The 11,658-nt window shown below is 47.0% G+C and carries 9 protein-coding genes; 1 reads left to right on the top strand and 8 read right to left on the bottom strand.

All coding sequences use genetic code 11. The features are described from left to right. Positions 1–55: 55 nt before the first annotated feature. Entirely contained in the window at positions 56–1,135 is a 1,080-nt protein-coding gene (locus ELY33_RS11495) for an ADP-ribosylglycohydrolase family protein (protein ID WP_126948039.1), read from the top strand. 7 nt (positions 1,136–1,142) lie between these two features. On the opposite strand, the gene ovoA is transcribed toward ELY33_RS11495, so the two are convergent. The 8 genes from ovoA to cuyA all read right to left on the bottom strand — a co-directional run bounded on the left by ovoA (position 1,143) and on the right by cuyA (position 11,486). Next, positions 1,143–3,290, bottom strand: a complete 2,148-nt coding sequence (gene ovoA / locus ELY33_RS11490) for a 5-histidylcysteine sulfoxide synthase (protein ID WP_126948038.1) — start codon at positions 3,288–3,290, stop codon at positions 1,143–1,145. A gap of 476 nt (positions 3,291–3,766) precedes the next feature. Beyond that, positions 3,767–4,150 carry a histone-like nucleoid-structuring protein, MvaT/MvaU family gene (locus tag ELY33_RS11485; RefSeq protein WP_126948037.1) on the bottom strand — a complete coding sequence of 128 codons (384 nt, stop codon included), beginning with the start codon at positions 4,148–4,150 and terminating at the stop codon, positions 3,767–3,769. 555 nt (positions 4,151–4,705) lie between these two features. Further along, entirely contained in the window at positions 4,706–5,749 is a 1,044-nt protein-coding gene (locus ELY33_RS11480) for a YeiH family protein (protein WP_126948036.1), read from the bottom strand. 218 nt (positions 5,750–5,967) lie between these two features. Then, positions 5,968–7,344: an amidase gene (locus ELY33_RS11475; protein WP_126948035.1), complete on the bottom strand. Its 1,377-nt coding sequence runs from the start codon at positions 7,342–7,344 to the stop codon at positions 5,968–5,970. A gap of 30 nt (positions 7,345–7,374) precedes the next feature. Then, the gene (locus ELY33_RS11470) at positions 7,375–8,652 is read right to left on the bottom strand and encodes a TRAP transporter large permease (protein ID WP_126948034.1); all 1,278 of its coding nucleotides are present in this window, start codon (positions 8,650–8,652) and stop codon (positions 7,375–7,377) included. Positions 8,653–8,661: 9 nt separating this feature from the next. Further along, positions 8,662–9,165, bottom strand: a complete 504-nt coding sequence (locus ELY33_RS11465; RefSeq protein ID WP_126948033.1) for a TRAP transporter small permease — start codon at positions 9,163–9,165, stop codon at positions 8,662–8,664. Between the two features lie 75 nt (positions 9,166–9,240). Next, on the bottom strand, positions 9,241–10,245 hold the full coding sequence (locus tag ELY33_RS11460; protein WP_208644234.1) for a TRAP transporter substrate-binding protein: 1,005 nt from the start codon (positions 10,243–10,245) through the stop codon (positions 9,241–9,243). Positions 10,246–10,439: 194 nt separating this feature from the next. Beyond that, positions 10,440–11,486, bottom strand: coding sequence for a D-cysteate sulfo-lyase (gene cuyA / locus ELY33_RS11455; protein ID WP_244208600.1), 1,047 nt, complete (start codon positions 11,484–11,486; stop codon positions 10,440–10,442). Positions 11,487–11,658: the final 172 nt, after the last annotated feature.

Genomic DNA, 11,658 nt, shown 5'->3' with positions numbered 1-11,658 from the left:
GATCAGGGTTGCTACACCACTCCAGCCACGCAACAAGACATTACGGGGCCAGCCCATGAAGAACAACGTTTCATTAAGAGCGACCGCGGCGCTTAAAAACCTGTTTATTGGCGATGCGCTGGCCATGCCTGCGCATTGGTTCTATAACGTTCACGATATCGACAGCGCTTTTCCTAATGGGATTAAAACGTTTGAAGCACCTCCCAAGTTTCATCCATCATCCATCATGTCGATGCACTCTACCAGTGGCGGTGGTCGCAAACGTGCAGCGAGTAATCAACAGCCCGAGATTGTTGGCGACGTCATTTTGAAAGGAAAGCAGTCGTACTGGAACCGCCCAAACGTACACTATCACCAAGGCATGGTAGCTGGAGATAACACGCTAAATGCACATTGCGCGTTAACGCTTATGCAAACCATGGCAGGACCAGACCAGCACTATACTAGCGACACCTTCCTACAGGCTTATATCCGCTTAATGACGGCAGAGACGCCGGCCCACCCAGATACCTATGCTGAATCTTACCATCGCGGTTTTTTTGCAAATCTTGAAAAGGGATTGCCGCCCACACAGTGTGGCGCGGTAACTCACGATACGCCTTCCATTGGAGGCTTGGTGACCATTGCCCCACTGGTCATCGGCGAACGTTTGAAGGGGCTTTCATTGTCGGATACCCGCAAACGTTGCCGCCAGCACCTTGCCCTAACCCACCCAGATAGCTTTCTTGCCGAGGTTTGCGACGCTTACGTCGAACTGATCGACGGTTTACTTTTTCGCGACCATGAAAGCTCGGTTCAGGAGCTTTTGCTGCAGGCCACACGAGGCCTCTCGAAACGTGACCTGACAAAACTGATTGCCAGCCAATACACCGAACGCGAGGTGGTAGGACGAGTTTTATCCACCGCCTGTTACATTACGGATGCCTGGCCTGCGGTGCTATATCTTGCCTGCAAACACCAACAGAATCCTATGAAGGCCTTACAGATAAATGCGGAAATCGGCGGTGACAATGTTCACAGAGGCGCCGTGTTAGGAGTATTGCTTGGGTTGATCAACGGAGAAGCCGACGAAAGTATGTTCGCCCAGTTAACCGAACATGCTTCAATTAACCAGGCGATTGAGTCTCTTTTTTAAGCCCTTGTTAAGCGCGACGCTCCCAAAGAGTAACTTCTGAGAGGCTATGCTGATATTTATGCATGGTCTCTCGGATCACAAAAGGCACTTTTTCTGGTGAGCTAATCATCTGGAAATGAGGCTCAAGCAGCGCTTTTAGACCCTCTAGGGTGGTGACGTTTTCGCCATCTTTCTTGAACCCACCAATCCACTCCTCCTTGGGCGTATATTCTTCCAGCCAAGTATAGGGTGAGGCGATCATCAATATACCGCCTGCGTTGATACGCTCATGAATGGTTTGCAAAAACTGTGCAGGCTTATAGAGACGATCGATCAGGTTAGCGGCCAACACGAGGTCATAATGGCTGAACTGCGGCTTGAGGTTGCAAGCATCGCCTTGATGAAAACTAACGCGGCTCGCCACCTCTTCCAGCCCCAGGCTCGCCAATGTACGCTCCTGATAACTAACCAGCTCGCCCTCTTCTACTCGGGTATAACGCAACACTTTCTGTTCGGCCATTTCCACGCCCTGGCGGATAAAATTGGCCGAGAAATCCACGCCGTCAACGTTTTCGAATTCACGGGCCAGCTCAAAGCTGGAGCGCCCACTAGCACACCCCAGATCCAGAGTGCGCTTCTTCGGCTTACCCGCTAGGCTGGCTAAGGCTCGATTGACCAATGCTTGCGGAAAGTTAGCAACGCCAAACCACTCATCGCCGTAATGGAATTCAGCGTACTCGGCCATGCGCGCATCGCTTTCATAATAGGCGCTGGGCATCTTAACTTCGGCATCCGACACCACATAGCGGAAGCCTGCATGTTGGAAGAAATGACGCCGAAACGCATAGCGGGCACTGAGACGGGTTTCATTACCACAGGAAATCCAAGAACCACCCTTAATCAGGTTATGCTGGTTGTCGAACGTCGGGGTGGTGAAATCATCGTATAGCGAATGCACATCAAACCCAGGGAACGGATAGGTGGGGGTTTCCACCCATTGCCAGACGTTGCCCACCACATCAAACCACTGACCGTGCTGGAAACGGGTCACCGGGCAAGAAGACGCACCATGATCTAGGTGAAGGTTGGCGTGAGCAGGCGTGTCACTCTCAAGTTCATTGACACCCGCCTCCTCCGCTAAACGATGCCATTCATCTTCTGTTGGCATGCGCACAGGCTGGCCAACCTGCTCGCTCTTCCAGTTACAGAAGGCTTTGGCTTCGTGGAAATTGACCTCTACCGGCCAATCCCAGGGCATTTCCACTTCTTCTGTCATCAAGCGCAGAAACCATTCGTTTTTCCACACCCAAAACGTCGGATGCGTCGCTTTGGCAAATTTGCGCCAGCCCAAACCCTCTTCAGACCAAAACACATCACTGAGATAGCCACCAGCTTCGACAAATTCAAGAAACTCACTATTACTCACCAGGAATTGACTGGCCTTAAACTCTTCGACATCGCCGTGATGATGACCGTACTCGTTGTCCCAGCCATACCAAGGGTCGTCAAAGGATTTACCTAGCGTCACCTCTCCTTTCGGAACGGTGATTAACGTGTTTTCCGGTGGCTCACCGGTAATTCGGATGGGTTCCCAATCATGTTGCGGTGTAACGAGATGAAGCGATTGCTGACGAATCAACACAGAAGACGTTTCAAGATGAATACGTTCGTGTTCTATGCCCATGACGATGGGCCAGAATGGGCTATCCCAACCAATCGGGAGCGAAAGCGGTAATTCACGGATCAAGGTAAGAACCGCTGCACGAACCCTGGCGCGATAATTCATCACCTCACTGACTGATGGCCACTCATAGTGATCCTCATTCAGGTCATCCCAGCTCATCTCATCAACGCCAACAGCGAAAATGGACTCCATATTGGGATCAATACGGGTAGGCAGGAGTTTAGCTAGCACCAGCTTATTGACGAAAAATGTCGCGGTATGGCCGAGATAGAAAATCAGTGGATGCCTAAGCGGGATAGACTTCCGAATGTACGCTTCTTCATTCACCAGCGTGGTGAAAAGTGACTCGTAACGGTCAAACGTCGCGGTAAAACAAGCTTCGATGTCCCGCCGTGTCGCGTCAGAATTGTTACCAGCCAGCATAACAGTGCGGGGAAAAAGTCCGGAAGATGTCGATGCCTGCAGCCCAGCGGGGGAATTGGTGGAAGTCATCTCTTAGAGCACCTTTTATCTTTAAAACATGAATTTTTCGCACCCCGCCCAAGCGTGGCGGCGTCTCTGTCACCACCGCTGACTTGCATTTGCACGAGGAAGACAGCTAGCACCATTAAAAACCATAAACTTATACAAAAGCTAGCCTAGTTATACAAAAAGTTAGCAATGCCATAATTGTTGTGGTTACGTATTAATAAAAAAAGGGATAAAAAGCGATTAAATTTATCGTCATACACAACGATGGCTGTCTCTGGCTATGCAAAAAACGGAGCAAAGTAATGCTGATAGGACTATAGGCAAAGGTAGGGTCAGAGGCGAAGGTAGGTGATGATACAGATGAAACGCGCTGCCAGTACTTGGCCCGTCTTAAAGATCAGGATGGTACGCGAATTTTACGAACGACTAGGCGTCAAGGCCTCGTGCACCTATTTGCCGCTCACGTGGAGTAACCAAGCGAACGGCGAATAGATAAATTAGGCGCGCTCTTCTACGATCCAGCTAACAACGTCTTCATTGCCAAATTCTGCTTTCCACTCTTTAATAACGTTATGGTTACCACCGCGCGTCTCGACCACTTCCCCCGTATGCGGATTTTTATACACTTTTAATGGGCGTTTTTTACGTCCATCAGTACTACTGATCTTGTTGCCTTTAACCGACGGAGAGTGGTACGACGGGTCAAGCATTTCGCATACGTCGCGGGCTAACTTGCCATGTGCGGTCATAAGCGTTTGTAACTTTTCCTTGAATTCCAGCTCTTTCTTCAGCTCACTGTTACTTTCTAGTGCTTGTAGCTCTTCCTGAAGCTGTTTTAACATTTGTTCTTTCTTGATGTAATCGCTCAGTACTGACGCCATCTTGCATCTCCATAATTTTTAGTTTCACCGCCGTATACTGACAGCAAAGAAAAACAAGTCAAACCACAACAGTCATATTTCAATAGCGCTAATTTAGCGCGGCGGGCATGCGCATGAATGGCACGACTGCGAAACAATTATATATCGTGCGATCTTGCAATGTAGTGAATATCAAAACTTTTTTAATATTGTTTACGTTTAGAAACAAACCACCATGTATTGACAACGCCGAACCGTATCATAATGCAGGAGCATCCAACCTGTAAAAACCACGCGAAAAAGCGTATAAACCACGACAGAATGCTATATTTCTTTTCCAGTGTCAGCATAAAAAAAGCTAAACCACAGAATAGACCATCCTGAATTCAAGTAATAAGTGCAGCACTTACGGTATTCAGGTTTTAAAACCGAAGTAGCATAGCAGTATGCTTTATAACCAATCATTAAAATTAGTGTTATACCCTAAAAAAAGAACGCAGCAGCATGTTGCCTCTAACTACTTTTAACAATACCGGATTATTCTTCGTCATTTATCTGACGCCATCAGTCATCCCGTCAAGCACCTAACCCACCCAATACAACAACGCCTAGTACAACACACAGCAACAATAAGGTTTCTAGGACCATTAAGATCACAGGTCGCCAACCCACAACGGCAAGCTTTTGGAAAGATGTCTTGATTCCTAGGGCAGCAATTGCCGTTACCAAACACCAACGCGATAACGTCGTCATGGCTTCATTAACTGGAACCGGGATAAGTCCGAGACTATTGACCAAAACCAGCACGATAAATCCAACTAAAAAACCAGGTAATAATGGCATTTTGGATGCCTCACCCGCTTCATGGCGCGACTTGCGAAACAACCACATGAATACCATTACCACAGGTACCAACATTGCCACCCTGACCAGCTTGACCAGCGTGGATACATCCCCGGTTTCGTCGGAGATCATGTAACCCGCTCCTACCACTTGCGCCACATCATGGATCGTCCCTCCTAGAAAGATCCCCGCCTGAAAATCCCCCAGTGATAACACGCCAACGATTAATGGATATATCACCATTGCCATAGTCGAAAGCGTCGTGACAGCGACTACTGTCAGTATGGTGTTACGTTCGTTATTTTCGTTGCGAGGCATAACAGCAGATAACGCCAGAGCTGCTGAAGCTCCACATATTGCCACTGCGCCCCCGGTCAATAAACCAAGTTCACGCGTCAAGCCAAGTGCTTTGGCGAGTAAACTCCCCATAATAATGACAAAAGCTACACAGCCAACCACCATCAAAACCGGCCCTACCCCCAAGCCACCCACTTGCTCCAGCGTCATTCGGGCACCGAGTAACGCCACACCCAGGCGCAATACGGTACGTGCTGCAAATTCAATCCCTGCCTTACAAGCACCTTCTTCACTTAAAAAGTGTAATGACATGCCGAATAACAATGCATAAAGCAAGGTTGGGCCACCGTAATGGTCGGCAATAAAAGTGGTCGCTAAAGCAATCGTCACACAAACCAGAAGGCCTCGACTGACGTTACGGTAGTGACCGAATGAGTCACTCGCAAGATTCCGAAAGTGTGAGAAAGAACGTGCTTTCATTAATGCGCCTCCGATTTATGATGGATGCATAAGCGAAGCGACGACCCGATTAAATCGGGTCGTGAAGATGTTCGCGTAAAGGGTTTAGTTTAAAAAATTAACAATAAATAATATCAGCAGCAGAAATAAAGAGATTTAAATTATTTTATATATCGCTTAGAACACCACCCAAGGCAAATATACTTTATATAATTTTTAAACATTTTATTTATCAAACATCATTTAATCCTGGTTTTATTTAACATGATGTGCGAAACAGAATTTGCAAGACTCAAGAGCTTGCTTTCTTCCTGCGATGCGCAGGTAAGCTGCAAACCCACCGGCATACTGCCTGGATCACCGGGTATTGGAATAGTCATTGCGCACATATCATATACGTTAGCAGCTCGGGTATAACTCAGACTGCGCGCAACAAAGTCTGAAGCTGTAGCAACGCTTTTGCTGACGTTTTTCACTGCCTGGGGCGTCAGGGGTGTAGTCGGACTGACAATACCATCCAGCCCCTGAATTCGATCACGAGCAAGTTCAGCCAGCCGTTTTTGCATACGCTGCAAACGAATGTACTCCGTAGCAGCTAACCCCACACCGCCTTCAAGACGCTGAACCGCAACAGGATCAATGGCATGTCGCTGACTCTGGAAACGCTCGTTTCCCAATGTGGTCAAAAGATCGGCTGGCACCATACCCGCATAAATAGCTTTAATATCCTGCTGCTCCTGCTCTGTTGGCCATGTTATTGGAACAAGCTCAACACCTGCGTTTTGCAGATGTTGGAGGGATAATTTAAACCTATCTGCAACGTCAGCATCCATAGTGTCCATGCATTCTGGCTCAGGTACGCCGAGTCTAATTCCAGTCAGTTTTACGCCAGAAGCCGCCTTATCATCTACCAGCGCTGCATACACGGTTGAAGCATCCTCCGTACTGGCAGTTAACAGCCCCACGGTATCCATTGAGGGACACAGAGGAAACACTCCTTCTGTCGACCAGATGCCATATGAAGTTTTCAATCCCACAATGCCGCACAAGGCCGCTGGTTGCCTAACTGACCCTCCGGTATCAGAGCCAATAGCAAACCCGCACAGCCCTGCGGCAACTGCCACAGCAGAACCATGGCTGGAACCTCCTGGCGTTCTGGGTGTGCTCATATCACAAGGGTTCCAAGGCGTTGGATGAATCAGATTCTGGGCACCCGCCGCAAATTCTATACTTCTTGTTTTACCAAGAAATACACAACCCGCCTGCCTAAGTGATTTGATAAAAGGTCCTTCAGGGCCAATACAATCAGTTAAATCCAGGTTAGAGCCTGCTTTTACCGGCATACCTGCAACTGCAAATAAATCCTTAACGGCGACTGGCACGCCCATTAATGGTCCTAGATCAACACCTGCTGAGAGTAAGTTATCCAAGGCAGTTGCCGTTTTAAGAGCCTGATCAGCATCCACATGGATATAGGCATCAAACGTTGGATTTAGGCTCTCGATACGTGAAAGATACGCTTCTGTCACGGCTCTAGCCGATGTATGACCCGAACGCAGCCGCCTGGCAAAATCAATCAGTCCTTTTTTTAACGGATCATCAGATACAGTTGTCATTTTACTAAACCTTTTATGTAAATATTGTGTTTACCGGCCCAGAAGAATCAGACTTAATTGCGGTACAAAGGCTAATACCAGCAGAGCCAAGATCAGTGCCCCCAGGAAAGGAAGAACGGCGATACTTAATCGTTCAATACTTATATTGGCAATATTACAACCAACAAAAAGATTCACACCAACGGGAGGTGTCAAAAAACCGATAGCAACACTGACAATCATGACAATCCCGAAATGTATCGGATCAAAGCCTGCTTGTTTGGCAACTGGTAAAAGCAATGGCGTTAATATAAGAATGTTAGCCAATGCATCCATAAAGGTTCCCAGTATCAGCATTAACAATATAATAAGCAGCATAAGAATATACTTATTTTCAGAAATTCCCGTTAAAAACGATACTATCTGGTTGGGTACATTATTGAACAGCAACAGCTGCCCCAAGGCGGAGGCCGTGGCGATGAGAAGAAAAATAGTCGCGGTGGTAAGGGCGGTGCCACGCAATACCTGCCAGAGATGGTTCAGCGTCAGCGAACGCAGTAGGAAAGCTTCCGCCAGAAGTGCATAAACCACAGCAACCACACCTGCTTCGGTGGGTGTCATAATGCCACCGTAGATACCACCGAGTACGATAACGGGCACCATTAGTGCGTGAATTGCTTGCTTAAAAGCCTGCATGGTTTGACGTATTGGGGGGCGGTTTTCTTTGACACCGTGTCCTTGATAACGCGCCATCACATAAGAAACGAACATGAGAACGCCAGCAACAAAAATACCAGGCAGAATACCTGCAATAAACAAATCACCCACAGAAACGCCAGCGGTTGTGCCATAAATAATCAAAGGAATACTAGGAGGAATCATCACACCGAGACACCCAGCAGACGTATTGACCGCTGCAGCATAAGAACTGCTATACCCTTCTTTTTTCATGGTTGGGATCATCACCCCACCAATAGCAGCCACTGTTGCAGGCGATGAACCGCTCAACGCGCCAAAAAACAAGCTAGTCAAGACCGAGACCTGCGCCAAGCCACCGGTAATATGTCCAACTAAACAGCGGGAAAATGTTAGCAGGCGCTTTGCCATGCTGCCCTTTTGCATGATTTCTCCCGCCATGATGAAAAAGGGCACTGCTAATAGCGGAAAAGAATCCAGTGATGTTATCAGTCGTTGGGCGAGAAAAGTGACCGGGATGTTACTTGCAAAAATGCCGACGATAACCGTCATTCCCAAGGCAACGCCAATAGGAACACTTAACACCAGAAGAACTAATAGTGTTATTGCGATCATAACAACTGTAAAGTCCATATGATTCCCCTAAGGTGTTTTATCTATGAGATTAGTGTCGGGCAATTGCCCCTTGATACCGACAAGCCATAATCTATGTAGTATACGTATTCCCATCAAAGCCATACCCACAGGCAATGAGAGATAAACCCAATAAATACTTACACCGAGTGTCTGTGTACGTTGACCAGTGCGCTCAAGGAAATTAAGCATTTCTATGCCCCAAATAACGCAAAAACCACAGAAAGCAAGGGTGACAATATAGGAAAGTGATATAACAAATCGCCTGGCACGTGGCCCCAGGAGTGACCGAATAAAGGTTACTTCTAAATGGCGGTCTTCTTTTGCTGCAAAGCTACAACCTATATAAACAGCCCAGATAAGAACATAACGGCTTAACTCTTCCGACCATCCAAGAGAACTACCCAGTACATAGCGAAAAAAAACCTGCATGCTGATTAGAATGACCATGAAAGCCAAGCCCAGTGACGCCAGAATTTCTTCAAATCGATTAATAAAGCGCAATAGTTTCATATTGCCCCCTCATGAGACTCGATACTGTAAAAATACGGCAGAGAGCCATGAGCCCCTGCCGTATTGCAGTTTTTCTTATTCGGTCATGGTGGCACGAGCACGCTCTATGAGGTCACTGCCCACTTCATCTTCAAACTGATCGTAAACACCTTGGGTGGCAGCAGCCCATTCAGCGCGTTCCTCTTCACTAAGTTCTACGATATTAACGCCTGCTTTTTCCATTTCTCCAATAATCATTTCTTCATTTTCACGAATCAATTTACGCTGATAAAGTTTCATTTCAGCAAATGCTTCCGAAATCATAATCTGATCATTTGGATCAAGCGAATCGTAAAAATTCTGGCTAATCATCACCAAGTGCGGGCTATATAGGCTTCTGACTAGCGTCAAATTTTTATTAACTTCATGGAAGTTATTAAACCAGGCAAGATTCAAATCGATATCAATGCCATCGACGGTTCCTTGTTGCAGAGCTGTGTAAACTTCATTCCATGAGATCGGTGTAGGGTTAATTCCTAACAACTCCAGCGTTGCTATATGTGCACTACTTGGCGTTGAGCGGATCTTAAGTCCTTCAAGATCCGATATGGTTTCAACCGAACGTTTATTATTGAAAATATGGCGAAAGCCTATATCAATATATCCCAAGCCGATAATGCCAGTTTCAGAAAGTGCCTGAGCGGCGGTTCGACCAATCGGCCCGTCCGTTATCATGTCTGCCGCTTCATAGCTGGGGAACAGGAAGGGCATATCAAAGATAAGGAAATCATTAGAAAACGGTGCCAGATTAGGGGTGGAAGCAGACCCCATTTGAAGCATGCCTGTTTGCAGACCTTGTACAACGCTATCAAAGTTACCAAATTGGCTGCTATGGTAGACATCAACCTCAAATTCACCATTACTCCGACTTTCAACAAGCTCTTCAAAATAGCTGAAAGCCTGACCCATTGGGTGATCCGGCACATTGGGGTGAGCAATTTTTATCGCTGTTTGGGCGGAAGCTGGCAGTGCCATCAAGCAAAGCAGACCCGCAATGGTTGTCGCAGAAAAACGGCTTGCTGTCTTGTGTAAATCTTTCATTTCAACACCTCTGTCTGTTTTTATTTACTTGGCATCCATTGCCAAAATTCCCTGAGAACTATAAAAACTATTACAGTTGATATAGTATTTCTTAGGTGGCGTGCTGATATTTTTATATTATTTTATCGATTTACTTATAGTTAAAAAATTAATTCAATTTATTGGATATTTAAAACCAAACTATATTCTTCATTTTATCCAGCCATATAGTCGGGAAAACCGAACGCTTCGGGATATCCAAACAGCGCCACGCTGCCACCAGTATGTAAAAAGACAATATTTTCGCCTTCTTTAAAATGCCCTTGGCGAATCAGATCAATCAAACCTGCCATACCTTTACCGGAGTAAACCGGGTCGAGCAGAATGCCTTCATGACGAGCGAGTAAGGTGACTGCTTCGACCATGCTTTCTGTAGGAATTCCATAGCCGTCACCAACATAATCACAGTTAGCAACAACGTCTTCCCGAGAGACAACGCCAGACAAACCAAGCTTCGCTTCTGTTTTCTGAGCCAGAGCGAAAACGTTGGCTTCCTGTTTATCTTTCGGCGCACGAACGCCAATCCCCAGAACGGGAATACCTGAATTACAGGCCGCTAATCCAGTCACAAGGCCCGCCTGAGTACCTGCACTACCTGTCGCATGCACCAGGTGATCCACTTGAAGGCCCATTTCATTCGCTTGAGCAAGAAGTTCAAGCGCGGCATTGACATAACCAAGCGCCCCGATTTCATTGGAACCACCGCCAGGAATGATGTACGGCGACTTACCTTTGGCTTTTAATTCACTTGCCAAAATTTCCATTTCCGCCGCCATATCAGCCCCACCTGGGCGCTTGCTGACAGTGGCGCCATGCAACTGATCCAGAAAAACGTTACCGTTGTAGTTATAGGCGGTGTCATCGCTTCCTGTTCTATCTTCTAGCAGAATGTGGCACTCAAGGCCCAGTTTGCAGGCAGCAGCAACCGTCTGGCGAGCATGGTTAGACTGCGTTGCCCCTTGCGTGATAATCGTATCAGCGCCTTTATCGATGGCATCCGCCATCAAAAACTCCAATTTACGTGTTTTATTACCGCCAGTGGACAAGCCTGTGCAATCATCACGTTTGATCCACAGCCGTGGGCCTCCTAATAAGCGGCTCAGGTTATCCATCGGTTCAAGGGGTGTCGACATGTGGCCCAACCGGACACGGGGAAAGCGGGAAAGATGCATATGAGCCTCCAGGCGATTAGTTGTTTGCATAAGCGTGCTCTCTAAATGACCGCTTCAATAGGACTGTGAACTCTTGTTCATCACCAGTCGGTCTTACTGAAGGTTATTAGTTGCCCGTAATGCAAACCAATGCCAAGATCATTAGTCTTGATTAGTTTTTTGCATACAAGGAAATAAATCCTGAAACTTATGACCATCCCAG

This window comes from Vreelandella andesensis (assembly GCF_003989795.1).
Lineage (GTDB): Bacteria > Pseudomonadota > Gammaproteobacteria > Pseudomonadales > Halomonadaceae > Vreelandella > Vreelandella andesensis.
The sequence above is the reverse complement of the archived record's forward strand: the minus strand, read 5'-3'. Positions and strand labels throughout refer to the sequence as shown.

What these genes read in the sequence shown, in the direction of transcription:
- ELY33_RS11495 (WP_126948039.1), top strand. Translation starts at nt 56, where the DNA reads ATGAAGAACAACGTTTCATTAAGAGCGACCGCGGCGCTTAAAAACCTG.
- ovoA (WP_126948038.1), bottom strand. Translation starts at nt 3,290, where the DNA reads ATGACTTCCACCAATTCCCCCGCTGGGCTGCAGGCATCGACATCTTCC.
- ELY33_RS11485 (WP_126948037.1), bottom strand. Translation starts at nt 4,150, where the DNA reads ATGGCGTCAGTACTGAGCGATTACATCAAGAAAGAACAAATGTTAAAA.
- ELY33_RS11480 (WP_126948036.1), bottom strand. Translation starts at nt 5,749, where the DNA reads ATGAAAGCACGTTCTTTCTCACACTTTCGGAATCTTGCGAGTGACTCA.
- ELY33_RS11475 (WP_126948035.1), bottom strand. Translation starts at nt 7,344, where the DNA reads ATGACAACTGTATCTGATGATCCGTTAAAAAAAGGACTGATTGATTTT.
- ELY33_RS11470 (WP_126948034.1), bottom strand. Translation starts at nt 8,652, where the DNA reads ATGGACTTTACAGTTGTTATGATCGCAATAACACTATTAGTTCTTCTG.
- ELY33_RS11465 (WP_126948033.1), bottom strand. Translation starts at nt 9,165, where the DNA reads ATGAAACTATTGCGCTTTATTAATCGATTTGAAGAAATTCTGGCGTCA.
- ELY33_RS11460 (WP_208644234.1), bottom strand. Translation starts at nt 10,245, where the DNA reads ATGAAAGATTTACACAAGACAGCAAGCCGTTTTTCTGCGACAACCATT.
- cuyA (WP_244208600.1), bottom strand. Translation starts at nt 11,486, where the DNA reads ATGCAAACAACTAATCGCCTGGAGGCTCATATGCATCTTTCCCGCTTT.